At 59.0% G+C, this 25,473-nt stretch carries 22 protein-coding genes; 14 read left to right on the top strand and 8 right to left on the bottom strand.

What is annotated here, in order from left to right:
* Positions 1-34 precede the first annotated feature (34 nt).
* Complete coding sequence (uraD, locus tag Q8K09_RS03315; RefSeq protein WP_305253603.1) at positions 35-550, bottom strand: 2-oxo-4-hydroxy-4-carboxy-5-ureidoimidazoline decarboxylase; 516 nt, start codon at positions 548-550, stop codon at positions 35-37.
* The gene (puuE, locus tag Q8K09_RS03310; protein WP_305253602.1) at positions 547-1,491 is read right to left on the bottom strand and encodes an allantoinase PuuE; all 945 of its coding nucleotides are present in this window, start codon (positions 1,489-1,491) and stop codon (positions 547-549) included. Before puuE ends, uraD begins: the two co-directional genes overlap by 4 nt.
* Before the next feature lie 413 nt (positions 1,492-1,904).
* Between puuE and uraH the strand changes: the two genes are divergently transcribed.
* Entirely contained in the window at positions 1,905-2,258 is a 354-nt protein-coding gene (gene uraH, locus Q8K09_RS03305; protein WP_305253601.1) for a hydroxyisourate hydrolase, read from the top strand.
* Between the two features lie 236 nt (positions 2,259-2,494).
* Here uraH and Q8K09_RS03300 read toward each other — a convergent pair whose 3' ends face one another.
* Genes Q8K09_RS03300 through Q8K09_RS03290 form a run of 3 tightly spaced genes read right to left on the bottom strand, consistent with a single transcriptional unit; the run spans position 2,495 to position 5,568 of the window.
* Positions 2,495-3,481: an alpha-L-glutamate ligase-like protein gene (locus tag Q8K09_RS03300; RefSeq protein ID WP_305253600.1), complete on the bottom strand. Its 987-nt coding sequence runs from the start codon at positions 3,479-3,481 to the stop codon at positions 2,495-2,497.
* A 3-nt stretch (positions 3,482-3,484) separates the two neighbouring features.
* Entirely contained in the window at positions 3,485-5,011 is a 1,527-nt protein-coding gene (locus Q8K09_RS03295) for an inactive transglutaminase family protein (RefSeq protein WP_305253599.1), read from the bottom strand.
* A 5-nt stretch (positions 5,012-5,016) separates the two neighbouring features.
* On the bottom strand, positions 5,017-5,568 hold the full coding sequence (locus tag Q8K09_RS03290) for an ATP-dependent zinc protease (RefSeq protein WP_305253598.1): 552 nt from the start codon (positions 5,566-5,568) through the stop codon (positions 5,017-5,019).
* Between the two features lie 294 nt (positions 5,569-5,862).
* Between Q8K09_RS03290 and Q8K09_RS03285 the strand changes: the two genes are divergently transcribed.
* From Q8K09_RS03285 to prpF, 5 genes are all read left to right on the top strand, one after another.
* Positions 5,863-6,600: a GntR family transcriptional regulator gene (locus Q8K09_RS03285; RefSeq protein ID WP_305253597.1), complete on the top strand. Its 738-nt coding sequence runs from the start codon at positions 5,863-5,865 to the stop codon at positions 6,598-6,600.
* The gene (gene prpB / locus Q8K09_RS03280; protein ID WP_305253596.1) at positions 6,597-7,493 is read left to right on the top strand and encodes a methylisocitrate lyase; all 897 of its coding nucleotides are present in this window, start codon (positions 6,597-6,599) and stop codon (positions 7,491-7,493) included. Before Q8K09_RS03285 ends, prpB begins: the two co-directional genes overlap by 4 nt.
* A 74-nt stretch (positions 7,494-7,567) precedes the next feature.
* Positions 7,568-8,731 (top strand): 2-methylcitrate synthase, encoded by a 1,164-nt coding sequence (prpC, locus tag Q8K09_RS03275; RefSeq protein ID WP_305253595.1) that lies wholly within the window; start codon positions 7,568-7,570, stop codon positions 8,729-8,731.
* A 2-nt stretch (positions 8,732-8,733) separates the two neighbouring features.
* Entirely contained in the window at positions 8,734-11,337 is a 2,604-nt protein-coding gene (gene acnD, locus Q8K09_RS03270; RefSeq protein WP_305253651.1) for a Fe/S-dependent 2-methylisocitrate dehydratase AcnD, read from the top strand.
* 166 nt (positions 11,338-11,503) lie between these two features.
* Complete coding sequence (gene prpF, locus Q8K09_RS03265) at positions 11,504-12,703, top strand: 2-methylaconitate cis-trans isomerase PrpF (protein ID WP_305253594.1); 1,200 nt, start codon at positions 11,504-11,506, stop codon at positions 12,701-12,703.
* Positions 12,704-12,781: 78 nt separating this feature from the next.
* Here the strand turns inward: prpF and Q8K09_RS03260 are convergent, their stop codons facing one another.
* Positions 12,782-13,600: a pyruvate, water dikinase regulatory protein gene (locus Q8K09_RS03260; RefSeq protein ID WP_305253593.1), complete on the bottom strand. Its 819-nt coding sequence runs from the start codon at positions 13,598-13,600 to the stop codon at positions 12,782-12,784.
* Between the two features lie 176 nt (positions 13,601-13,776).
* On the opposite strand from Q8K09_RS03260, the gene ppsA reads away from it, so the two are divergent.
* The 8 genes from ppsA (at position 13,777) to Q8K09_RS03220 (ending at position 21,799) form a co-directional block, all read left to right on the top strand.
* Positions 13,777-16,149, top strand: coding sequence for a phosphoenolpyruvate synthase (ppsA, locus tag Q8K09_RS03255; RefSeq protein WP_305253592.1), 2,373 nt, complete (start codon positions 13,777-13,779; stop codon positions 16,147-16,149).
* Between the two features lie 63 nt (positions 16,150-16,212).
* The gene (locus tag Q8K09_RS03250) at positions 16,213-17,223 is read left to right on the top strand and encodes an alpha/beta fold hydrolase (protein ID WP_305253591.1); all 1,011 of its coding nucleotides are present in this window, start codon (positions 16,213-16,215) and stop codon (positions 17,221-17,223) included.
* 198 nt (positions 17,224-17,421) lie between these two features.
* A complete protein-coding gene (gene rraA, locus Q8K09_RS03245) occupies positions 17,422-17,910 on the top strand; it encodes a ribonuclease E activity regulator RraA (protein ID WP_305253590.1) in 489 nt (162 codons plus the stop codon).
* A gap of 18 nt (positions 17,911-17,928) precedes the next feature.
* A complete protein-coding gene (locus Q8K09_RS03240) occupies positions 17,929-18,924 on the top strand; it encodes a zinc transporter ZntB (protein ID WP_305253589.1) in 996 nt (331 codons plus the stop codon).
* Positions 18,925-18,978: 54 nt separating this feature from the next.
* The gene (locus Q8K09_RS03235) at positions 18,979-19,224 is read left to right on the top strand and encodes a CrfX protein (protein WP_305253588.1); all 246 of its coding nucleotides are present in this window, start codon (positions 18,979-18,981) and stop codon (positions 19,222-19,224) included.
* Between the two features lies 1 nt (position 19,225).
* On the top strand, positions 19,226-20,050 hold the full coding sequence (locus Q8K09_RS03230; protein ID WP_305253587.1) for a mechanosensitive ion channel domain-containing protein: 825 nt from the start codon (positions 19,226-19,228) through the stop codon (positions 20,048-20,050).
* 89 nt (positions 20,051-20,139) lie between these two features.
* Positions 20,140-20,730: an RNA polymerase sigma factor SigX gene (sigX, locus tag Q8K09_RS03225; protein ID WP_305253586.1), complete on the top strand. Its 591-nt coding sequence runs from the start codon at positions 20,140-20,142 to the stop codon at positions 20,728-20,730.
* A 103-nt stretch (positions 20,731-20,833) separates the two neighbouring features.
* A complete protein-coding gene (locus Q8K09_RS03220) occupies positions 20,834-21,799 on the top strand; it encodes an OmpA family protein (RefSeq protein ID WP_305253585.1) in 966 nt (321 codons plus the stop codon).
* Positions 21,800-21,896: 97 nt separating this feature from the next.
* On the opposite strand, the gene cobA is transcribed toward Q8K09_RS03220, so the two are convergent.
* Both cobA and Q8K09_RS03210 read right to left on the bottom strand, forming a co-directional pair.
* A complete protein-coding gene (gene cobA, locus Q8K09_RS03215; protein ID WP_305253584.1) occupies positions 21,897-22,634 on the bottom strand; it encodes a uroporphyrinogen-III C-methyltransferase in 738 nt (245 codons plus the stop codon).
* Positions 22,635-22,719: 85 nt separating this feature from the next.
* On the bottom strand, positions 22,720-25,434 hold the full coding sequence (locus Q8K09_RS03210; protein WP_305253583.1) for a nitrate reductase: 2,715 nt from the start codon (positions 25,432-25,434) through the stop codon (positions 22,720-22,722).
* Between the last annotated feature and the right edge of the window lie 39 nt (positions 25,435-25,473).

The following is a 25,473-nucleotide window of genomic DNA, read 5'->3' as shown; positions in this document are numbered from 1 at the left end:
TTGGTTGATGGCGAAGGGGGCGGTGGGCTTGCGGCTACAGCTGCTGCAAGCGCAGCAGGGCGATCTTGTTGATCTCGGCCAGGGCGCAGGCAAATTCCTGCTCCGGGGAGTTGTGAATCCGCGCCTCGAAGGCCGCCAGGATCTGGTGCCGATCGCTGCCTTTCACCGCCATGATGAAGGGGAAGCCGAACTTGGCTTTGTAGGCATCGTTCAGTTCGGTAAAGCGGGCGAACTCTTCTGCGGTACAGGCGTGAATGCCCGCACCTGCCTGCTCCGAGTTGGAAGAGGCAGTCAACTCACCGCGTACGGCTGCCTTGCCGGCCAGGTCCGGGTGAGCATTGATCAATGCCAGCTGCGTCGCATAGCTGGCACTGAGCAACAGGTCGGCCATGCGCTGATGCAGGCCGTCGATCTGGTTGATGCTGTCATCTGTGCCCAGGTCAAAGGCCTTCTCGGCGACCCAGGGCGAGTGCTCGTAGATGTCGGCGAAGACTGTGACGAAATCCTCGCGGCTCAAGCGGGACGGGGTCAGGGTTTGAAAACGGCTCATTTCGAGCGCTCCTTGGACGGCTGATCGTGCAACGGATGGGTTGCGTACCAGTGTTGGGCGATATCGACGCGGCGTGCGCACCAGACTTTATCGTGGCTCTGCACGTATTCAAGAAAACGCGCCAGTGACGCCAAGCGCGCCGGACGACCAAGCAGGCGGCAGTGCATGCCGATCGAGAGCATCTTCGGTGCGCCTGCCACACCTTCGGCGTACAGCACATCGAAGGCGTCTTTCAGGTATTCGAAGAAATCGTCGCCCTTATTGAAGCCCTGCGCCTGGGTGAAGCGCATGTCGTTGGTGTCCAGGGTGTAAGGAATCACCAGGTGCGGTTTGGCTGCGGTGCTGGCCGGGTCCCAATAGGGCAGGTCATCGTCGTAGGTGTCGCTGTCATACAGGAAGCCGCCTTCCTCGCGCACCAGGCGGCGGGTGTTCGGCCCGGTACGGCCGGTGTACCAGCCTTGCGGGCGTTGGCCGGTCAGCTCGGTGAGGATGCGGATGGCTTCGAGCATATGCTCGCGCTCTTCGGCTTCGCTCATGTTCTGGTAGTCGATCCAGCGGTAGCCGTGGCTGCAGATCTCGTGACCGGCGTCGACCATCGCCTTGATCGCATCTGGATGACGCTGCGCGGCCATGGCCACGGCGAAGATGGTCAGCGGGATGTTGTGTTTCTGGAACAGGTTCAGCAAACGCCAGACGCCGGCACGGCTGCCATACTCGTAGAGCGATTCCATGCACAGGTTGCGCTGGCCCTGCAGCGGCTGGGCGGAAACCATCTCGGAAAGAAACGCCTCGGACTCCTTGTCGCCGTGCAGCACGTTGCGCTCGCCGCCTTCCTCGTAATTGAGCACGAACGACAAGGCGATACGCGCATCATTTGGCCAGTGCGGATGCGGCGGGTTGTTGGCGTAACCGATCAGGTCGCGTGGGTAGTCAGCGCTCACTGCAGTCTTCCTTCTTGGCGTTGTTACGGTCACTGGGTTGGCCTTGGGCTGGGCGGGTAGCCGCGATGAGTCAATTGTATACAAAGTGATATGTGTTTTGTAAATCTAAAATTTGTCTATTTCATAAAAAATCGTCGCTTAGGCAAAATATTCAAGGCCTCAGCGCAGGTCTGGTTTGCCCGGGCTAGGTTGGCTGTGATTAGCTTTGTACGCTGTTATTAAGCAAACAGATGCGTGGAAACAAGCCGTGCAGATTGTGTACAAAAATCATTTAAAGTGTCTAATTGTGTTCTTTTGACATGCTATGCTGCAGGCGCATGAAGATGCCAACGCCTGAATTTTTCGAATTCACTACAAGTAAAGGAGGTGTGGTGCCTGCCTGGGCCTGTGCTCAGCGTAGACACCCCTAACCGATGGGACGATTGACTACACATGTTCTAGATGCCGCGCACGGCTGCCCCGGCAGCGCCCTTAAGATCGAGCTGTACCGGGTTGACGGGGCGCGGCTGGAGCTGCTCAACAGCGTATTGACCAACAGCGATGGCCGCTGTGACGCGCCGGTGCTGCAGGGCGATGACTATTGCTCGGGCGTCTATCAACTGCATTTTCATGCGGGTGATTACTACCGCGGCCGTGGCGTTGTCCTGCCGGAGCCGGCCTTTCTCGATGTGGTGGTGCTGCGCTTCGGTATCGATGCCAGTCAGGAGCATTACCACGTGCCGCTGCTGATTTCCCCCTACAGCTACTCCACCTACCGCGGTAGCTGATCGCGACGGCTTGTCGCTCCTGAGTCGTGAGTAGAGTGCTCATTGGCGACCAGATGGCATGTTGAACGGGCGGCCTTGATCTGCGCAGAGAGGGCGCCGTTGTTCTGCCTGGCAATTGTTTTTCCGGCAATTAATACGCTGAACATAAAAATGCCGCTCACGTGGTTAACGTGAGCGGCATTTGGCGTGAGCCTGTTCTCGGCGTCGGTAGCCCGATAACAGGCTGGCCGTTTGGCTCAGCTATCAGCTTTTGGAGCGTGACCAAACAGCTGCTGGGAGAAACGCGTGCGTTCTTCTGGCGTTTCGCTGATGCCTTTTTTCGCCAGTTCTGCCAGTCGGGCTTCTACCGCATGAGTGCGGTGGGTAAGGCCGCAGTCGTTGGCGATCTGAATGTTCAGGCCGGGGCGCGCGTTGAGTTCGAGAATCAGTGGACCTTTCTCCTGATCGAGAACCATATCCACGCCGATATAGCCAAGGCCGCACAACTCATAGCAGCCAGCAGCCAGCTTCATGAAGCCATCCCAGTTGGGTAGCTGGACGCCGTCTACCGCGTTGGTGGTGTCCGGGTGCTTGCTGATTTTGTTGTTCAGCCAGGTGCCGCGCAAGGTCACGCCGGTGGCCAGGTCTACGCCCACACCAATGGCGCCCTGGTGCAGGTTGGCTTTGCCGCCGGACTGACGAGTCGGCAAGCGCAGCATGGCCATCACCGGGTAGCCCATCAGCACGATGATGCGAATGTCCGGTACACCTTCGTAGCTGATGCTCTTGAAGATTGGGTCAGGAGTTACGCGGTATTCGATCAGTGCGCGGTCACGGTGACCGCCCAGTGAATAAAGGCCGGTGAGGATGCTGGAAATCTGGTGTTCAATTTCCTCGTGGCTGATGATTTTTCCAGAAACTGTCCTGTACTTGTCTTCAAAACGGTCAGCGATGACCAGAATGCCGTCACCGCCAGCACCTTGTGCTGGCTTGACCACGAAGTCAGGGCGGTCGCCGATGATCTCGCGCAGCTTGTCGATACCTTTTTCAGTCTCGATCACGCCGTACATTTCCGGTACATCGATACCGGCTGCGATGGCGCGTTCCTTGGTGATGATCTTGTCATCGACGATCGGATACAGGTTGCGCTTGTTGTACTTCAGCACGTAATCCGCATTACGCCTGTTGATGCCCATGATGCCTTTGGCTTCAAGGGCCTTCCATGTTTTCCAGAGACCTAGCATTGCTCAATCCTTCAGGAAGGCTTTGAAGCGGAAAAGTTCGGTCAGGCGGTAGCCGCGATAACGGCCCATCGCCAGCATGAAGCCCACCAGGATCATCAGTACAGCCGGGAAGGTGAAGACGAAGTAGGTCAACTCCGGAACGCTCATCAGCAGGTGAGCCAGGGTTGCGGCTACCAGGGTGCCAATGGCGACCTTGAAGGCATGACCACCGCCACGCTCTTCCCAGGTGATCGACAGGCGTTCGATGGTCATGGTCAGAATTACCATCGGGAACAGTGCCACCGAGAGGCCGCGATCGAGGCCGAGTTTATGACTGAGCAGGCTGATTACCGCGATCAGTACCACCACAAAGGTCAAGACCACTGACAATCTGGGCAGCATTTGCAGTTTCAGGTGTTCGAGGTAGGAGCGTAGTGACAGGCCCAGGGCGGTAATGATGGTGAACAGGATGATGCCGAAGCCCAGCTGGGTTTCACGGAAGGCCAGGGCGATCAGTACTGGCGTGAATGTCCCCAGCGTTTGCAGGCCACCGAGGTTGCGCAGGATCAGGATCACCAGCACGCCGATCGGGATCACCATCATGATCTGGAAGGTCTGCTGGGTAGAGAGCGGCAGGCCGTACAGGGAGTACTCAAGGAAGTCAGCGTCAGTATTTTCGTCAGTCAACTTGGCCAGGCGGATGGCGTTCATCTCGCTATTGCTCAGGGTGAAGCTGACTTGCGCTTGCTTGCCGCCGTCGAGGGTGACCAGGTCGTCATCACCGATCCACCAGATCAGGCGATCGACTGGCATGCCTTGTTGGCCGGTTTCCGGGTTGAAGTAGAGCCATTTTTCACCGTTGAAGCTGCGTAGCCAAAGCTCGGGGCTTTGCTGAATATCGGCAGCGAGACGAACCGTGTGCACGCGTTCCATTGGTACATGGGCAATGGACAGTAGCAGTTCGATGGCATTGGCTTTATTTGCAGTGGAGGCGTCGCCGCTCAACAGCAGTTTGACGTTGTCGTCGTTGACATTGCTGACCCGTTTAATGGTCTCGCTGATGAAGGTTTCTACGTCAGCCGAGTGTTGGCGGATCGGCGCGAGCAGGGCGTCAGCGGCAATCTTCTCGGCACCCTCAACTGGAATGCTGTCGCGGAAAATCGGTCCCGTGCTCTTGGCTTGTTCGCCGCTGTAGCGTTTGGTCAATACCAGGCGGTAGTAAAGCGTTTGCTTGCCGTTGGCGCGGCGGGCAGACCAGGTGACCTTACGATTGCCATTGGCGCGGTTGATGCTCACGCCATAGTTATTGGAAATGAAGCTCTCGTTAAGGCTTACGAAATCCTGATTCAGTGGCGGCACGAACATCTGCAGTTTGACCGGCTCGCGCGGGCTGGCCTGAAACTCCACTCGGGCGTCGATATTCCACAGGTCATCGGTTTCATCTTCGGTCAGCGGAATACCAAGGATGAATATCTGGTAGGCCGTAATCAAAATGCCCAGACCCACCAGTAGTGTAATCAGGACTTTCAGATGCAGGTTAAGAGAGCGCATAGGTATTACTCATTAGGGGTGGCGCCAACGTTTGCGTCAGGGGGGCAGTCAGGTTTACCGGCTGCGTATTTTAGGCTTGGGTCGACCAGCGCACTGAATCGTTTTAACGCTTCGGAGCCGATCAATAACGGGTATTGGAATGCGCTGCGGTCAGTCAAGTTCACTTCAATCTTGCGCAAGGCTTCGCCCATGCAGATATCTAATTCAATTACCGGTCGTGCGGTGTAGGTTTTTTCTTCCTCTGGATCATAGTCGCCTGCGCGCCGTTTGATTTTGCTGATCCGCGCTAACGGGCGCTCTATCGGATGGGCGTGGGCATCGTCGATAGCCAGGTAGAAGCGTACCCAAGACTCACCGTCACGTTTGAATCGTTCAATGTCGCGTGCACTCAAAGAAGCTGTCTTGGCGCCAGTATCCAACTTGGCGGGTACCTGCAGGCCGAGGTTGAACAGCATGACGTATTCATTAAGGCCGTATACGGCTTTCTCTGTGGCGGCAAAGCCTATGTTAGGCAGTAACAGCATGCAGAACAGCAAGGCGAAGGGCTTGAGTCTCATAAATCCTAATTAGGTGTGGCGCTGGCGTCAGATTATGGGGCGCCGCGGGCGATGCGGCATGGCGCGCGGCGCCTGGTTTGAACGGCCGCAAAGCTGGGTCAGGTAAAAGTGGGCGTCATTCTATCACGGAGATTTTGCTGCTGCGACAGACGCTTATGTGCGTTTATTCGAGAATAAGGGCTCGGCAATGCCTTTTTGTTATTGGGTGGATTGTCGACAGTGCTGGTTGCTTGTTTGACAATAGCCCTGCTGTAGGGTAATTTTTTGGCGAATCCAGCAGGTAGTGTCGACAATATGCCCGATACCGTTGAGTTGCCACGTATCGTTCAAGATGACTCGGAAACGCTGTCCGAGCATGTTTTCCGCCGTATTCAGGCGGCTATCGTCAAAGGCGAGATCGCCCCTGGCAGCAAAATCTCCGAGCCGGAACTGGCGCGTACCTACGGCATTAGTCGTGGGCCGCTGCGCGAAGCAATTCACCGCCTGGAGGGCCAGCGCCTGTTAGTCCGCATTCCTCATGTCGGGGCGCGGGTGGTGTCGCTCGATCACGCCGAATTGATCGAGCTGTATGAGATTCGCGAGTCACTAGAGGGCATGGCCTGCCGCTTGGCAGCCGAGCGCATGAGCCCTGCGGAGATCGATGACCTGCGCCGGGTGCTCGACCTGCATGAGCAGGATGAGGCCTTCAAAGCGGGTGTCGGCTACTACCAGCAGGAAGGCGATTTCGATTTCCATTACCGGATTATTCAGGGCAGCGGCAATCGCACCCTGGTGCAGATGCTCTGCGGTGAGCTTTACCAGCTGGTGCGCATGTATCGCCTGCAGTTTTCGGCTACGCCGAACCGTCCACGCCAGGCATTTGCTGAGCACCACCGCATTCTTGACGCCATTGCCGAGCGTGATGGCGAGCTTGCTGAATTATTGATGCGCCGTCATATCGGCGCATCCAAACGCAATATCGAGCGCCACTTCGCCATGAGCATGGGGCAGGGCGCACCAACCAAGACAGCCAAACCCCGAGGTGAGTCATGAGTCAGCTTTCTATCCAGAGCAGTCCCGGTCAGCGTTTCCGCGATGCCGTTGCCGCGGAACATCCGCTGCAGGTCGTCGGTGCGATCAACGCCAATCACGCGCTGCTGGCCAAGCGCGCCGGCTTCAAGGCGATCTACCTGTCGGGCGGCGGTGTGGCTGCTGGCTCCCTCGGTCTGCCGGATCTGGGTATCACCGGGTTGGACGATGTGCTGACCGACGTGCGGCGGATTACCGATGTCTGCGACCTGCCGCTGCTGGTGGATGTCGACACCGGCTTTGGCTCCTCGGCGTTCAATGTGGCACGCACAGTAAAGTCGATGATCAAATTCGGCGCCGCAGCGATTCACATCGAAGATCAGGTTGGCGCCAAGCGCTGTGGTCATCGGCCGAACAAGGAGATCGTCACGCTGCAGGAGATGGTCGACCGGATCAAGGCCGCAGTGGATGCGCGTACCGACGACAGTTTCGTGATCATGGCGCGCACCGATGCACTGGCAGTCGAAGGCCTGAATTCGGCGCTGGATCGAGCAGAGGCCTGCATTGAAGCCGGCGCCGACATGATCTTCCCCGAGGCGATCACCGAGCTGGCGATGTACAAGACCTTTGCCGACCGCCTCAAGGCACCGATCCTGGCCAATATCACCGAGTTTGGCGCCACGCCGCTTTACACCACCGAAGAGCTGGCCAGCGTCGACGTCTCCCTGGTGCTCTACCCGCTGTCAGCCTTCCGCGCCATGAACAAGGCGGCCGAAAATGTCTACACCGCGCTGCGCCGTGATGGCACCCAGAAGAATGTGATCGACACCATGCAGACCCGTATGGAGCTCTACGATCGCATCAACTACCACGCCTTCGAGCAGCATCTCGACGCGCTGTTCGCCGCCAAGAAATAACCGGAGCGCGAGCCGCAGCGGCTCGCTGCATAACAAGAAAATACCCGACCGGATCGGACGAGGAGAGATACCTGATGAGCACGACCCCAGAAACCACCACCCCCGGCTTCAAGCCAAAGAAATCGGTAGCCCTGAGCGGAACCGCCGCCGGTAATACCGCGCTGTGTACCGTCGGCCGCAGTGGTAACGACCTGCACTACCGTGGCTATGACATCCTCGATGTCGCCACTGCCTGCGAGTTCGAGGAAATCGCTCACCTGTTGGTGCACGGCAAGTTGCCCAATGTTGCCGAGTTGGCCGGTTACAAGGCCAAGCTCAAGGCCCTACGTGGTCTGCCAGCGGCACTGAAAACCGCTCTGGAGCAGCTGCCGCCATCTGCTCATCCGATGGATGTGATGCGCACGGGTGTGTCGGTGCTCGGCTGCCTGTCGCCGGAGAAGGATGACCACAATCATCCAGGCGCGCGCGACATCGCCGACAAGCTGATGGCTTCACTGGGTTCCATGCTGTTGTACTGGTACCACTTCAGCCATAACGGCAAGCGTATAGATGTGGAAACCGACGACGACTCCATTGGTGGTCACTTCCTCCACCTGCTGCATGGCGAGGCGCCGCGCGAGTCGTGGGTGCGGGCTATGCACACCTCGCTGGTCCTTTACGCCGAGCACGAATTCAATGCCTCAACATTTGCCTCGCGGGTGATCGCCGGCACGGGTTCAGACATGTTCAGCTGCATTGCCGGTGGCATCGGCGCGTTGCGCGGTCCCAAGCATGGCGGCGCCAACGAAGTCGCCTTCGAAATTCAGAAGCGCTATGACAATCCGGACGAAGCCGAGGCCGATATTCGTGCCCGCGTCGAAAAGAAAGAAGTGGTGATTGGTTTCGGTCACCCGGTCTACACCGTGAGCGATCCGCGCAACAACGTGATCAAGGGCGTGGCTCAGTCCCTCTGCGCTGAGCAGGGCAACATGAAGATGTATGACATCGCCGAGCGGCTGGAATCGACCATGTGGGAAATCAAGAAGATGTTCCCCAACCTCGATTGGTTCAGTGCCGTTAGTTACCACATGATGGGTATTCCGACCGCCATGTTCACGCCACTGTTCGTGATTGCCCGTACTTCGGGCTGGTCCAGCCACGTTATCGAGCAGCGGATCGACGGCAAGATCATTCGCCCGAGCGCCAACTATGTCGGCCCCGAAGACCTCACATTCGTGCCGCTCAAGGATCGCCCATGACCATGAACAGCCAATACCGCAAATCCCTGCCCGGCACTGCCCTTGACTACTTCGATACCCGCGCTGCGGTCGATGCGATTCAGGCGGGTGCCTACGACAAGCTGCCCTACAGCTCGCGTGTGCTGGCGGAAAACCTGGTGCGCCGTTGTGACCCAGCCACGCTGACTGCCTCGCTGAGCCAGTTTATCGAGCGCAAGTGCGATCTGGATTTCCCTTGGTATCCTGCGCGTGTGGTCTGCCATGACATCCTCGGCCAGACTGCGCTGGTCGACTTGGCGGGCCTGCGTGACGCCATCGCCGATCAAGGCGGTGACCCGTCGCAGGTCAACCCCGTGGTGCCGGTGCAACTTATCGTCGACCATTCGCTGGCCGTCGAGAGCGGCGGTTTTGAACCGCAGGCGTTCGAGAAGAATCGCGCCATCGAGGACCGTCGCAACGAGGATCGCTTTCATTTCATTAATTGGACCAAGCAGGCGTTCAAGAACGTCGACGTGATCCCGCCTGGCAACGGCATCATGCACCAGATCAATCTGGAGAAGATGTCGCCGGTGATCCAGGTGCGCGACGGTGTTGCTTTCCCGGATACCTGTGTGGGTACCGACAGCCACACCCCGCACGTCGATGCCTTGGGCGTGATCGCCATCGGCGTTGGCGGCCTGGAAGCGGAGAACGTCATGCTCGGCCGTGCGTCCTGGATGCGCCTGCCCGACATCATCGGTGTGGAGCTTTCCGGTAAGCCCCAGCCCGGTATTACCGCCACCGACGTGGTGCTGTCGTTGACCGAGTTCCTGCGCAAGGAAAAAGTCGTCGGTGCCTGGCTTGAGTTCTACGGTGAAGGCGCGGCCAGTCTGACCCTCGGCGATCGCGCGACCATTTCCAACATGGCGCCGGAATACGGCGCCACCGCAGCAATGTTCGCCATCGACCAGCAGACCATCGATTACCTCACGCTTACCGGGCGTGATGACGAGCAGGTCAAACTGGTCGAGCTGTATGCCAAGGCTACCGGCCTGTGGGCTGATAGTCTGGTCAATGCTGAATATGAGCGTGTGCTCAAGTTCGACCTGTCTACGGTCGTGCGCACCCTGGCCGGCCCGAGCAACCCGCACCGTCGCCTGCCGGTCGCCGACCTGGCTGCGCGGGGAATCGCGGTTGACCTGGACAAGGCGCGTGCCGAAGAGGCCCAGGGTCTGATGCCGGATGGCGCGGTGATCATCGCCGCAATCACCAGCTGCACCAACACCAGCAACCCGCGCAATGTGATTGCCGCTGGCCTGCTGGCACGCAACGCCAACAAGCTCGGCCTGACCCGCAAGCCCTGGGTGAAGTCCTCGCTGGCGCCCGGTTCCAAGACGGTGTCCATGTATTTGGACGAAGCGGGACTGACCAAGGAGTTGGAGGCACTCGGCTTCGGTGTGGTGGGTTTCGCCTGCACCACCTGCAATGGCATGTCCGGCGCACTGGACCCGAAGATTCAGCAGGAAATCATCGACCGCGACCTGTATGCCACCGCCGTATTGTCGGGTAACCGCAATTTCGACGGGCGTATCCATCCCTATGCCAAGCAGGCTTTCCTGGCTTCGCCGCCGCTGGTGGTGGCCTATGCCATTGCCGGCACCATGCGCTTCGATATCGAGAAGGATGTGCTGGCGGTGGTCGACGGCAAGGAAATCCGCCTGAAGGACATCTGGCCAAGCGACGAGGAAATCAATGCCGTGGTCAAGGCTGCGGTCAAACCTGAGCAGTTTCGCCAGGTTTACATCCCGATGTTCGCCATCGAGGAAGACACCGGCCTGAAGGTCGCGCCGTTGTATGAATGGCGACCGATGTCCACTTACATCCGCCGTCCGCCCTACTGGGAAGGCGCCCTGGCCGGCGAGCGTACGCTCAAGGGCATGCGGCCGCTGGCCGTACTGCCGGACAACATCACCACCGACCACCTGTCGCCGTCCAACGCCATCATGCTCGACAGTGCTGCGGGTGAGTATTTGCACAAAATGGGCCTGCCGGAAGAGGACTTCAATTCCTACGCCACCCACCGGGGGGATCATTTGACCGCGCAGCGTGCCACCTTCGCCAACCCGCAGTTGGTCAACGAGATGGCTGTAGTCGATGGTCAGGTGAAGAAAGGCTCGCTGACGCGTATCGAGCCGGAAGGCAAGGTGACCCGTATGTGGGAAGCCATCGAAACCTATATGGAGCGCAAGCAGCCGCTGATTATCGTTGCCGGTGCCGACTACGGCCAAGGTTCTTCGCGGGACTGGGCCGCCAAAGGCGTGCGTCTGGCCGGCGTGGAAGCCATCGCCGCCGAAGGCTTCGAACGTATCCACCGCACCAACCTGCTCGGCATGGGCGTGCTGCCGCTGGAGTTCAAACCAGGTACCACTCGCCTGACTCTGGCCATCGATGGCACCGAGACCTACGACGTGGTGGGTGAGCTCAAGCCGCGCGCCGATCTGACCCTGGTCATCCATCGTAAGAATGGTGAACGTGTCGATGTGCCAATGACCTGCCGCCTGGACAGCAACGATGAAGTCTCGGTCTACCAAGCCGGCGGCGTGCTGCAGCGCTTCGCCCAGGACTTCCTCGAATCGACCACCAACTGAGGTCCTAGGTTGGTCTTGAGCGCAGCGCTACCCAACATCCGTACGCTGCATGGGCATCGCTGCGCTCAACCCATTCTGCGGTCTAGTCCTGCTCTCGACCCGCTGCGGCTTACGCTGCGGGTCGATGTGCAAATGGCCGCCCTTATTCAGCTTGAGGAGTCATCCAATGTCCCATGTACCCCAGATCAAAGTGCCCGCCACCTACATCCGTGGCGGCACCAGCAAGGGCGTTTTTTTCCGCCTACAGGACCTGCCCGAGCGTTGCCAGGTGCCGGGCGAGGCCCGTGACAAGTTGTTCATGCGGGTGATCGGCAGCCCGGACCCCTATGCCGCGCACATCGACGGCATGGGTAGCGCTACCTCCAGTACCAGCAAGTGCGTGATCCTGGCCAAGAGCAGCGTGCCCGAACATGACGTGGACTACCTCTATGGCCAGGTCTCGATCGACTCGGCTTTTGTGGATTGGTCCGGCAACTGCGGCAATCTGTCGACCGCCGCTGGCGCGTTTGCGATCCACGCCGGCCTGATTGATCCCTCGCGCGTTCCGCAGAACGGCACCTGCGTGGTGCGCATTTGGCAGGCCAATATCAAGAAAACCATCATTGCCCATGTGCCGGTAACCAACGGCCAGGTGCAGGAAACCGGTGACTTCGAGTTGGATGGCGTGACCTTCCCGGCAGCCGAAATCGTCCTGGAGTTTATCGATCCGTCCGATGACGGCGAGGAGGGCGGCTCGATGTTCCCTACCGGCAACCTGGTCGACGATCTTGAGGTGCCCGTAGATGTTGTAAGCAGCGGCACGCTCAAGGCGACGATGATCAGCGCCGGCATTCCGACTGTGTTCGTCAATGCCGAGGACATCGGTTACACCGGCACCGAGCTGCGCGAGGCAATCAACACAGATGCCAAGGCGCTGGAGAGGCTCGAGCAGATCCGCATCGCTGCGGCACTGCGCATGGGGCTGATCAAGACGCCAGAAGAGGCGCTCAAGCGCCAACATACGCCGAAAATTGCGTTCGTTTCCCGGCCTAAAGATTATCAGTCGTCCAGTGGCAAAGCCGTGCAGGCCGCTGATGTCGATCTGCTGGTGCGCGCCCTGTCCATGGGCAAGCTGCACCACGCGATGATGGGCACCTGCGCAGTCGCCATCGCTACCGCGGCGGCGATTCCGGGAACCCTGGTCAATCAGGCGGCCGGTGGTACTGCGCGCGACGCGGTGCGTTTTGGTCATCCGTCCGGCACCTTGCGTGTTGGCGCTCAGGCGGCTCTGGTCGACGGCCAGTGGGTTGTAACCAAGGCCATTATGTCGCGCAGTGCGCGGATATTGATGGAAGGCTGGGTACGCGTGCCGGGTGACTGCTGCTGAAGGCTGTAGGGTGAGTTGAGCGCAGCGATACCCATCATTTCTGCGTTGAGATTGATGGGTATCGCGGTACGCCCGCGCCTACTTGAGGCGTCGCTCAACACCTTTTTCCACCAGAATCTTGGCGGAAATCTCTTCCACAGAAAAATAGGTGGAATTGATGAAGTTGATGTTCTCGCGGCGGAACAGGCTTTCCACCTCACGCACCTCAAACTCGGCCTGGGCGAAGCTGGCGTAACGGCTATTGGGTTTGCGCTCGTGGCGAATGGCGGTCAGCCGATCAGGGTCGATGGTCAGGCCGAACAGCTTTTCTCGGTATTTTTTCAGCACTGCGGGCAACTGCAAACTTTCCATATCATCTTCGGTTAATGGGTAATTTGCGGCACGAATCCCGTATTGCATTGCCATATACAGGCACGTAGGGGTTTTCCCGCAGCGGGAAACACCGACCAGGATCAGATCAGCCTTGTCGTAATAGTGGGTACGCGCGCCGTCATCGTTGTCCAGGGCGAAGTTTACTGCCTCGATACGCTCCATATAATTGGAGTTGTGCCCGATGGAGTGGGACTTGCCGACTGAATAGGAAGAGTGAGAACTCAATTCCTGCTCGAGAGGGGCGAGAAAGCTCGAGAAAATGTCAATCATGAAACCGTCGGACTCGGCTAGAACCTCGCGAATTTCCTGGTTGACGATGGTGTCGAAGATGATGGGCCGCGCATCGTCCTTCTCGGCAGCAGCATTGATTTGTTGTACGATTGCGCGCGCTTTTTCCACGCTGTCGATGTACGGTCGCGTGAGTTTGGTGAAGTTGATAGTTTCGAACTGCGCCAATAAGCTTTGGCCCAGGGTTTCGGCCGTGATGCCGGTACCATCAGAGATAAAGAATGCGCTTCGTTTCATTTGCACCGTGGGCCTTAAGCTGAGGACGATTCTTGGCTATCATGGGCCCGCTTTGGCAGGCAGTGAGTGCTTGCATTGTTACTTATTTTCCAGGGCCCGGCCACAATCGTGCGGACATACGCCGCCGAATGCCCCAGCCCCTTGAGCTTTTCCAACACCTTAGTGGAGAGATCACCTTGGTAGAGTACGTAGTTTCCCTCGATAAGCTCGGCAATCACGATGTTGAGCACGTAGGGGGCAAGAACGCCTCCCTGGGCGAGATGATCAGCAACCTTGCCGGCGCCGGAGTATCGGTCCCCGGTGGTTTCGCCACTACCGCCCTGGCCTACCGTGACTTTCTCGAGCTGAGCGGCCTGAATGAGCAGATCCACGCGGCGCTGGATGCCCTCGACGTTGACGACGTCAATGCCCTGGCCAAAACCGGTGCGCAGATCCGCGAATGGGTGATGGACGCCACTTTCCCGGTCGAACTGGATGCGCAAATTCGCACCGCCTTCGCCGCCATGGCTGACGGCAATGAGCATATGGCTGTAGCCGTACGCTCCTCGGCCACCGCCGAAGATCTGCCGGATGCCTCTTTCGCGGGCCAACAAGAAACCTTCTTGAACATTCGCGGCGTGGACAACGTGATCCGTGCGGCCAAGGAAGTGTTCGCTTCGCTGTTCAACGACCGCGCCATCTCCTACCGCGTGCATCAGGGCTTCGACCACAAGCTGGTCGCCCTGTCTGCCGGTGTGCAGCGCATGGTGCGTTCGGAAACCGGCACTGCCGGGGTAATGTTTACCCTGGACACCGAGTCGGGCTTTCGCGATGTAGTGTTCATCACTGGCGCTTACGGCCTGGGCGAAACCGTGGTGCAGGGTGCAGTCAACCCCGACGAATTCTATGTGCACAAGCAGACCCTTGAAGCCGGACGTCCGGCGATCCTGCGCCGCAACCTAGGCAGCAAGGCGATCAAGATGATCTACGGCGACGAAGCCAAGGCTGGTAAATCAGTCAAGGTGGTTGATGTCGACCGTGCCGATCGCGCGCGCTTCTGTCTGACTGACGCCGAGGTCAGCGAGTTGGCCAAGCAGGCCATGATCATCGAGAAACACTACGGCCGGCCGATGGACATCGAATGGGCCAAAGACGGCGATGACGGCAAGCTGTATATCGTCCAGGCCCGCCCGGAAACCGTTAGAAGCCGCACCAATGTCAATGTCATGGAGCGCTACCTGCTCAAGGAAACCGGTACCGTGCTGGTCGAGGGTCGAGCGATCGGCCAGAAGATCGGCGCTGGCAAGGTGCGGGTAATCAACGACATCTCCGAAATGGACAAGGTACAGCCAGGCGACGTGCTGGTTTCCGACATGACCGACCCGGACTGGGAGCCGGTCATGAAGCGCGCCAGCGCCATCGTCACCAACCGGGGCGGGCGCACCTGCCACGCGGCGATCATCGCTCGTGAGCTGGGTGTACCGGCCGTGGTTGGCTGTGGCAATGCCACCCATGTGCTGAAAGATGGCCAGGGTGTGACTGTGTCCTGCGCCGAGGGCGACACCGGCTTCATCTTCGAGGGCGAGCTGGGCTTCGATGTCCGCACAAACTCCGTGGATGCCATGCCCGACCTGCCGTTCAAGATCATGATGAACGTCGGTAACCCCGATCGTGCCTTCGATTTCGCCCAGTTGCCGAACGCTGGCGTAGGCTTGGCCCGTCTGGAATTCATCATCAACCGCATGATCGGCGTGCATCCAAAAGCGTTGCTGAACTTCGCTGGCTTGCCGCCGGAGATCAAGGACAGCGTCGAGAAGCGCATCGCCGGTTACGACGACCCGGTCAACTTCTACGTCGAGAAGCTGGTCGAGGGTATCAGCACCCTGGCGGCAGCCTTCTGGCCGAAGAAGGTCATCGTGCGTCTGTCCGACTTCAAGTCCAACGAATACGCCAACCTGATCGGCGGCAAGCTCTACGAGCCGGAAGAAGAGAACCCGATGCTCGGCTTCCGTGGCGCCTCGCGCTACATCAGCGAATCCTTCCGCGATTGCTTCGAGCTGGAATGCCGGGCGATGAAGAAGGTGCGCAATGAGATGGGCCTGACCAACGTCGAGATCATGGTGCCTTTCGTGCGCACCCTCGGCGAAGCCAGTCAGGTCATCGACCTGCTGGCCAGTAACGGCCTTACGCGCGGCGAGAACGGCTTGCGCATCATCATGATGTGCGAGTTGCCATCCAACGCAATTCTGGCTGAAGAGTTCCTCGAGTTCTTCGATGGCTTCTCGATTGGCTCCAACGATCTGACCCAGCTGACCTTGGGCCTGGATCGGGATTCCGGCATCGTTGCGCACCTTTTCGACGAGCGTAATCCGGCAGTCAAGAAGTTACTGAGTAACGCCATCCAGGCGTGCAACAAGGCCGGCAAGTACATCGGCATTTGCGGTCAGGGGCCTTCGGATCATCCAGATCTGGCACGCTGGCTGATGGAGCAGGGTATCGAAAGCGTATCGCTGAACCCGGATTCGGTACTGGACACCTGGTTCTTCCTCGCGGAAGGCCAGCCTGTCTGATTTACCGTTAACCTTTTGATTCAAGGGCAGGTTGATCCTGCCCTTTTTTGTGCAAGAGCAAAGATGCAAAGCAGCAGTGAGCTTTTTCCCGTCGCTTTGATCAGCGCGGAGTTTCGTGGGGACTTGAGCGAGGATGTCTATCGCCTCAAGCCCTGCAACAGCCCGGATCGCACTGTCGAATTGGCCCTGACCCGTTTGGGCTTGGCCGTTCCGCAGGGCGTACGGGGCGTCCCGGTGATATTGATCCCCGGCAGTTTCTCTAACCGGCGTTTCTGGTATTCACCCAAGGGTATCGGGCTTGGTCCTTACCTGGCGCGTGCCGGTTTCGACGTGTGGATCGCCGAGATGCGAGGGCATGGACTGTCGCCGCGCAACAAGGCGTACCGGCACAACCGTGTCAGCGACTACGTGCGTTACGATTTACCTGCGCTAGCCGAGTTCGTCCATGAACAGAACCCCCAGCCGGCCCATTGGATCGGCCATTCGCTGGGCGGTATCACCTTGGCTGGTGCGTTGGGTGGGCATTATCTAGACCAGAGCCGGGTGGCGTCTGCGGCCTTGTTCGGCAGCCAGATCAGTCGCACCTACTGGCCGCTGAAAGTGCCGCCGGTAGAATGGGGCGGGCGCTTGCTGCTCAAGCAGTTCTCTGTTCTGTCCGGTAGCCGGCTCAAGCGCGGGCCGGAAGATGAGCCTGTCGGTCTGGCCCTGGAGAGCTTGCGCTGGCATGGTTTGTTTGGTCGTTTTGGCGATGCTGAGCGTGATTGGTGGGCTGGCCTGGCTGAAGTACGGGTACCTGTGCTCGCGGTGGCAGCAGTAGGTGATCGGCAGGATCCGGTGTGGGCGTGTCGCAAGCTGCTTGAACAGTTCGGCTCGCCGGTAAGCGAGTTCCTCTGCCTGGGTCAGGAAAACGGTTTCGCGGGCGATTTCGGTCATGTCGAAATGCTCGTCAGCAAAGAGGCGCAACGTGAGGTGTGGCCTTTGGTGGCGCGGTGGCTGGATAAAACCCAGAATATGCCTGGTGAACTCAAACCTGCTGCGCTTGAGCAGGTGCAGGGCGATCTTCCCGCGCAGTGATGTCGCTAATATGTGCTGCGAAATGGCCGTTCGGTGGTTTTGTGCTTGGCTCGACTGCGACGATCGTCGCGCAAGGCGCAGGCTCAGTCAGGGCACCCTTGTACAACACCACTGTCACAGCTCAGGCGTTGCGCTGATCGTGTCAGCACTGATCGCTGCAGCCTGAGGTTAAATATCTAGTCAATCAGGAGTTTCCCTATGCATTACATCACCCCGGACTTGTGTGACGCCTACCCTGAACTGGTCCAGGTCGTCGAGCCGATGTTCAGCAATTTCGGCGGGCGCGACTCCTTCGGTGGCGAGATCGTCACCATCAAATGCTTTGAAGACAACTCGCTGGTCAAGGAGCACGTAGAGCAGCCCGGTAAAGGCAAGGTGATGGTAGTGGATGGTGGTGCCTCCATGCGCCGCGCTTTACTCGGTGACATGCTGGCGGAAAAAGCCGCGAAGAATGGCTGGGAAGGTTTAGTCATCTATGGCTGTGTGCGCGATGTCGATGTCCTGGCGCAGACCGAACTCGGCATACAGGCACTGGCCAGTCATCCGATGAAAACCGATAAGCGCGGCATCGGCGACCTTAATGTGGCCGTGACTTTCGGTGGCGTAACGTTCCGCCCAGGTGAATACCTGTATGCTGACAACAACGGCATCATCATTTCGCCCACTGCGCTGAAGATGCCGGAATAAGAAATGCCAGGAGTCGGCATGCACGAGCAAGACAACACGTTGTGGGGCCTGGTGCACGCTTTTGTCCTGGATGGAGCAGGCGGCGCACGTGCCATCGCTCAAGGGCAATTGGCTGGCCTCGAACTGGCCGAGCGAGAGAGCCTGTGGGTGCACTGGGATCGCAGTCATCCGAAGACCCAGCAGTGGTTGCGCGGCGAAAGCGGCTTGAGTGAGTTCGCCTGTGATCTGATGCTCGAGGAAAACACCCGGCCGCGCCTGCTGATGCTGCCGGATGACGCGTTGCTGCTGTTTCTGCGCGGGGTCAATCTCAACCCGGGAGCAGAGCCGGAGGACATGGTCTCAGTGCGCATCTTTGCCGATGCCAGGCGGATTATTTCCTTGCGCCTGCGCCCGTTGCGCGCGACCGAGAACCTGATTGCCGACTTCGCCGCAGGTCGTGGTCCGAAAACCTCGTCAGAACTGATCCTGACCCTCGCGGATTACCTGACCGACAAGGTCGACGCTCTAGTAGCCGAGTTGTCCGAGCGAGTCGACGAGCAGGAAGAGCAGGTCGATGCCGATGAGCATGCTGTGCCGGATCACGCGCAATTGCTGCAGGTGCGGCGCCGCGCTGCCGGCTTGCGTCGTTTCCTCGCGCCGCAAAGTGAGATTTATGCGCAGTTGACGCGCAAGCAGCAGCCCTGGTTTCTTGCCGACGACTCAGGTTATTGGAACGAGCTGCATAACCGCCTGACCCGTTACCTGGAAGAGTTGGAGCTCAGCCGTGAGCGCGTCAGCCTGCTGCTGGAGGCGGAAAATCGCCGCATGGATCAGCGGATGAATCGGATCATGTACCGTTTCGCCATTATCACCGGAGTTTTTCTGCCGATGAGCTTCCTCACAGGTTTACTGGGTATCAATGTGGGTGGCATTCCCGGCACTGATAGCCCCTTCGGCTTTCTTATCGCCTGCCTGCTCATGCTGGTGATCGGCCTTGGCCAATGGTGGCTGCTGCGCCGCCTGCGTTGGGCCTGATGTGACTTGCCGCAAGTTGGTCTCGTCTAGCCGAGACGTTCTATGAGGTGCTTCATGCACGATCCATTTGAAGAATCCCTGCGCGATATGCTCAAGTCTGGCGCGTCTGATCACGATGACGACGCTTGCCTGCATCGCGTACTGAAAACGGCCAACCGCCAGGTCGGTGCCGGCGACCTTTTCGCGCTCATGGGGCACTGGCTTGGTGCAATGATGATCGCGCTGAATAACGGCTCGGCTCATGTGTCTCCCGTGTCACGCCGCCGCCCTACTGTTCGTTCTACTGACAAGGCTGACTGAAATGGAACTCGATCCCTGGACTCAAAGCCTAATAGCTGCGATGACCGCGCTCTGGACTAAAGTCGCCGGCTTTATTCCGAACCTGTTCGTTGCGTTGATATTGGTGTTGCTCGGCTTCGTCGTAGCCAAGCTGCTCGACACTCTGCTGTCAAAATTACTTGGCAAGATTGGCCTGGATCGTTTGATGGCAGGTACCGGACTGACCAAGCTGCTCGGTCGTGCGGGTATTCAGGTGCCGGTTTCGACCCTGATCGGCAAGATTGTTTATTGGTTCGTGTTGCTGATTTTTCTGGTTTCCGCCGCTGAGTCGCTTGGCTTGGAGCGTGTTTCCGCAACCCTTGACGTGCTCGCGCTCTATCTGCCCAAGGTCTTTGGTGCTGCTCTCGTCCTGCTGGCGGGGGTATTGTTGGCGCAGTTGGTCAGCGGACTGGTGCGCGGAGCGGCCGAGGGCGTTGGTCTCGATTACGCCCATGGCCTGGGTCGCATCGCACAAGGGCTGGTGATCATCATCAGTATCTCGGTTGCCATCGGCCAGCTGGAGATCAAAACCGACCTGCTGAACAATGTTATTGCCATCGTGCTGATTTCGGTCGGGTTGGCTGCTGCCTTGGCTTTAGGGCTTGGGAGCAGGGAAATCGCCGGGCAGATCCTCGCCGGTATTTATGTGCGTGAGCTGTATCAGGTAGGGCAACACGTTCAGGTCGGTGATGTCGAAGGGCAGATCGAGGAGATCGGCACAGTCAAGACGATCCTCTTGACTGACGAAGGCGAATTGGTCTCAGTGGCTAATCGCACTCTTCTTGAGAACCGGGTGAGCAGTCGCTAACGCGCCAATCCTGCTAATCTATCCTGCCAACCCAGCGCCTGTTGCATCAGGTGCTGGCAGCCCCGTCCCGACTGTCGGCCCGACTCGTTTTGAATAAAGCCCAACCGATGCCCTTGCGCTATGACCCCCGCGAACTCTCGGATGAGGAGCTGGTTGCGCGTGCGCACGGCGAGCTATTTCACGTCACCCGCGCATACGAAGAGCTGATGCGTCGTTATCAACGAACGCTGTTCAATGTATGTGCGCGTTACTTGGGCAGTGAGCGGGACGCGGACGATGTGTGCCAGGAGGTAATGCTCAAGGTGCTATATGGTTTGAAGAACTTCGAAGGGAAATCGAAGTTTAAAACCTGGCTCTACAGCATCACCTATAACGAGTGCATTACCCAATACCGTAAAGAACGGCGCAAGCGGCGCCTGATGGATGCATTGAGCCTTGATCCACTGGAGGAGGCATCTGAAGAAAAGATGCCTAAAGTTGAAGATCCCGGTGGTCTTGATCGTTGGCTGGTGCATGTAAACCCTATTGATCGGGAAATTCTGGTGCTACGTTTTGTCGCAGAGCTGGAGTTTCAGGAGATCGCAGACATCATGCACATGGGCCTGAGCGCCACGAAAATGCGCTACAAACGCGCGCTTGACCGGTTGCGAGAAAAATTTTCAGGCAGTATTGAAACTTAAATATGTATAGGGCCTCTAATGTTAGGAGTGGTTCTGTTAGAATTACTCTTTGGTTGTCTTGTTTGTCAGACAACTTACTGGCCACCAAGTTAGGGATTTACGGATGAAATTTAAAAACACTTTGGGCGTTGTGATCAGTTCTGTGCTGGCGTCTTCATCTTTCGGCGTTCTGGCTCAAGGTCAAGGCGCTATTGAAGTGGAGGGTTTTGCCAAGAAGGAAATCTTCGACAGCGCTCGTGACTTCAAAAATAACGGCAACCTGTTCGGCGGCAGCATCGGCTACTACCTGACTGATGATGTTGAACTGCGTCTGGCATACGACGAAGTACACAACGCTCGCGGCGAAGACGGTCGTAACATCAAGGGCTCCAACACCGCCCTCGATGCTCTGTACCACTTCAACAATGCCGGTGACGCGCTGCGTCCTTACGTTTCTGCAGGCTTCTCGGATCAAAGCATCGGTCAAACCGGTCGCGGCGGCCGTAATGGCTCTACCTTTGCCAACATTGGCGGCGGTGCCAAGTACTTCATCACCGAAAATCTTTATGCTCGTGCTGGCGTTGAAGCTCAGTACAACATTGACCAAGGTGACACCGAGTGGGCTCCAAGCATCGGTCTTGGCATGAACTTCGGTGGCAGCACTCAACCTGTTCAGGTTGCAGAAGCCGCTCCAGAGCCGATGCCAGAGCCGGTTGTAGTTGCTGAAGAGCCAGCCCAGGTTGTACGTGTTGAGCTGGACGTGAAATTCGACTTTGACAAAGCTCAAGTCAAAGAAGAAAGCTATGGCGACATCAAGAACCTGGCTGATTTCATGAATCAGTACCCGCAGACCAGCACCACTGTTGAAGGTCACACTGACTCCGTCGGTACTGACACCTACAACCAGCAGCTGTCCGAAAAGCGCGCAAGCGCTGTTCGTGAAGTTCTGGTCAACCAGTACGGTGTTGAAGGTCAGCGCGTAAACGCTGCTGGTTATGGCGAAACTCAACCGGTTGCCGACAACGCAACTGAGTCGGGCCGTGCCATCAACCGTCGTGTTGAAGCTCAAGTAGAAGCTCAAGTCCAGTAACTGGTCTCAAGCTGCTATGAAAAACCCGGCTTCGGCCGGGTTTTTCTTTGTCCAGAAAAAAGCCCGGTCAAGGCCGGGCAGGAGTAACTCTGCGAGGTTAGGCAATCGCTGCCATAGACTGCGCTTGATGTCCGGCGGCAACCTGACCTATTACCAGGATGGCTGGGCTTTTCAGCTGGAAAGCCAGGGCGTCCTGGTGCATCGCCGCCAGTGAGCTGCGGCATTCGCGCTGGTGAGGCAACGAGGCATTTTCGATCATTGCTACCGGCATATCGGCGCACATGCCGCCGGCCAGCAGGCTATCGCGGATGTCTGCCAGCTTAGCCACACCCATGTACACCACCAGGGTGGTGCCGCCCTGGGCCAGGGCTTGCCAGTTCAGCGTGCTGTCATCTTGGGTATGAGCGGTTACCAGGGTAACGCCGCGGGCAACACCGCGTAGGGTCAGGGGAATGCCGCAGTTGGTGGCGCCAGCCAGGCCAGCAGTGATGCCGTTAACCATCTCCACCTCGATGCCGTGCTGTTGGAGCCAGTCGATCTCTTCGCTGCCCCTGCCGAAGATGCACGGGTCGCCGCCTTTCAGGCGCACCACACATTTACCCTGTCGCGCATAGCGCAGCATCAGGCGATGGATAAAGGCCTGGGGTGTCGAGCGGCAGCCGCCACGTTTGCCTACCTGGACGATACGCGCGGTTGGGCAGTGTTCCAGTACCGCCGGGTTGACCAGGTCGTCGATCATCACGACATCGGCAAGACTCAGGGCTTTCACTGCCTTGAGGGTCAGCAGTTCCGGGTCACCCGGGCCTGCGCCCACCAGCCAGACTTTTGCGCTCATATGAAATTCCTAGCGTAGGGTGCGCCGTGCGCACCAAGTGTCGGGGTTGGTGCGCATGGCCTAGGCGGCCCCGCGCACCCTACGGTTATGTATTGATCGCGATTACTTGGGTGGCCAGCAGTCGCTTGATTTCCGGTACACAAGAGCCGCAACTGGTGCCGCACTTGAGTTCCTGTTTGAGGCCGTACAGGTCGAGGCCGCGGGCGATACCGGCACACACCGCGTCCTGGCTGACGTTCAGGCAGTTGCACAGGGTCTTGCTGGCCTTACCGCCGGCCACGCCCGGAGGGGTGGACAGCGGCGCCAGCAGCCAGCGGCGCAGATCGGCATCGGCCTGGCCTTCGCTCCACAGGCTCTTCAGCCAATCGCGAGCGGCGGTCTCGCCGGCCAGGCGGATGGCCTTGATGCGGCCGTCCTCGATGCGCACGCGCTTGCCTACCGCCCTGCGTGGGTCGTCGTAAGCCAGCACCGGACCTTCGTGCAAACCCAGTAATTGATCGATCTGTGCCAAGCGTTCGGGCTCGGGCGCCACTGCGCATGCCGCGCGGATGACCAGGGCAGGGCGCTCGCGGCCTGTGAGACCGAGGTTGGCGTAGGCAAAGGACTCGAACAGCGGGCGTAATGCCTCGAAACGCTTTTGCACGTCACCCTCGACCAGCGCGAAGAAATGCCAGGGCAGCTCGACTTTTTCCACCCGAACCCCAGCGTGCTTGAGCTCGGGTTGTTTTGACAATGGGTCGAAGGCCGGTAGGGTCAGCACGTTGGTGCCCAGCCCCTTGAGAAAACGGTTGCCCCAGTGCATCGGCAGATAGGCCTGGCCGGAGCGCACCGAGGCATCGGCTTGCACCGGCACAATAAGGCTGCCGCGCCGGCTGCGCACCTTGACCAGATCACCTGCGTGCAGGCGCAGTCGGCGTAGTTCGTCCGGGTGCAGGCTGAGCACCGCCTCTTCAACATGGCCAAACGAGCGAGCGGCGGTACCGGTGCGGCTCATGCCATGCCACTGATCGCGCAGGCGACCGGTGTTGAGGGTTAACGGGAAACGCGCGTCGCGTTTTTCCTGGGGTTCCCGGTAGGGGTCGGCATGAAACTGTGCGCGACCCGTTGCCGTAGGGTAACGGCCATCGCCGTACAGGCGTGCAGTACCCTGAGTGGCGCCGGCCGGGAACGGCCATTGCTGGGGGCCTTGGTTGTCCAGAATCGCGTAGCTGAGCCCCGACAGGTCCAGGTCGCGCTGGGCGGTCAGGTGTTTGTACTCCTCGAACAGTGCTTGCGGGTTGGCGAAGTCGAACAGGCTGGGCAGGCCGGGGCGCAGTAGTTTTTCCAGTCGGTGGGCGAAATCCGTGGTAATCGCCCAATCTGCCCGCGCCTCGGCGGGGGCTGGCACGGCGCGGCGCACATGGCTGATGCGCCGCTCGGAGTTGGTCACCGTGCCTTCCTTCTCGCCCCAACTGGCGGCGGGCAGCAGCAGGTCGGCGTAGTGGCAGGTCTCGGTGGTGAAGAAGGCTTCCTGCACCACCACGAACGGGCAGGCGGCCAGCGCTTCATGCACCTTGTTCTGATCCGGCATGGACTGCGCCGGGTTAGTGCAGGCGATCCACAGCGCTTTGATCGTGCCCACGCGAACCGCCTCGAACAGTTCGATGGCGGTCAGACCAGTAGTCTGCGGCAGGCTGTCGACGCCCCAGTACTGCGCCACTTCAGCACGGTGCTGCGCATTGCCAGCGTCGCGGTGGCCGGGCAGCAGGTTGCTCAGACTGCCGGTTTCGCGACCGCCCATGGCGTTCGGTTGGCCGGTAAGGGAAAAGGGGCCGGCGCCGGGGCGGCCGATCTGACCGGTAGCCAGGTGCAGGTTGATCAGCGCGCTGTTCTTGGCGCTGCCGGCGCTGGATTGGTTAAGGCCCATGCACCAGAGCGAGAGGAAACTCGGCGCGCTGCCGATCATCCGTGCGCACTGCTGCAGGCTGTCCTGGCTGATGCCGCATAGCTCGCTGACCATCTGCGGGCTATAGTCGCGCACCAGGGTCTTCAGTGCATCGAAGCCCTCTGTGTGGGCGTCAATGTAGGTGCGGTCGATCCAGCCTTCCCACATCAGGATATGCAGGATGCCGTGAAATAGCGCGACATCACTGCCCGGCAGGATTGCCAGGTGCAGGTCGGCCAGTTCGCAGGTGTCGGTGCGCCGCGGGTCGATGACGATGACCTGCATGTCTGGACGCTTGGCTTTGGCTTCTTCCAGGCGGCGGAACAGCACCGGATGGGCGTAAGCCATGTTGGAGCCTGCGATCAGCACGCAATCACTTTGTTCGATGTCCTGATAATTGCACGGCGGCGCGTCGGCACCCAGGCTGCGCTTGTAGCCGACCACCGCCGAAGACATGCACAGGCGTGAGTTGCTGTCGATGTTGTTGGTGCCGACCAGAGCCCGCGCCAGCTTGTTGAAGGCGTAGTAGTCCTCGGTCAGCAATTGCCCGGAGATATAGAAGGCCACGCTGTCCGGGCCATGCTCGCGGATGGTCTCGGCGAATACGCTGGCCGCGTGATCCAGGGCGCTGTCCCAGTCCGTGCGCGCGCGCGCCAGGCCTTTGCCCAGACGCAGCTCGGGATACAGGCCGCGCGCGTCGAGGTCGCCGGTCAGGTGTAGGGTTGAGCCCTTGCTGCAGAGTTTTCCGAAGTTGGCCGGGTGGTCCGGATCGCCTTGGACGCCGAGAATCTTCTCGTCATCGTGCTCGATCAGCACACCACAGCCCACGCCGCAGTAGCAGCAGGTGGAGGCGGTGATCTGATGGGGTTGGGTCATGGCGTCATCTCTCTGCGGTAATCCTGTAAGCCGCGCAGT

Origin of the sequence: Pseudomonas sp. (genome assembly GCF_030683065.1) — a bacterium.
Classification (GTDB): Bacteria; Pseudomonadota; Gammaproteobacteria; order Pseudomonadales; family Pseudomonadaceae; genus Aquipseudomonas.
The sequence above is the reverse complement of the archived record's forward strand: the minus strand, read 5'-3'. Positions and strand labels throughout refer to the sequence as shown.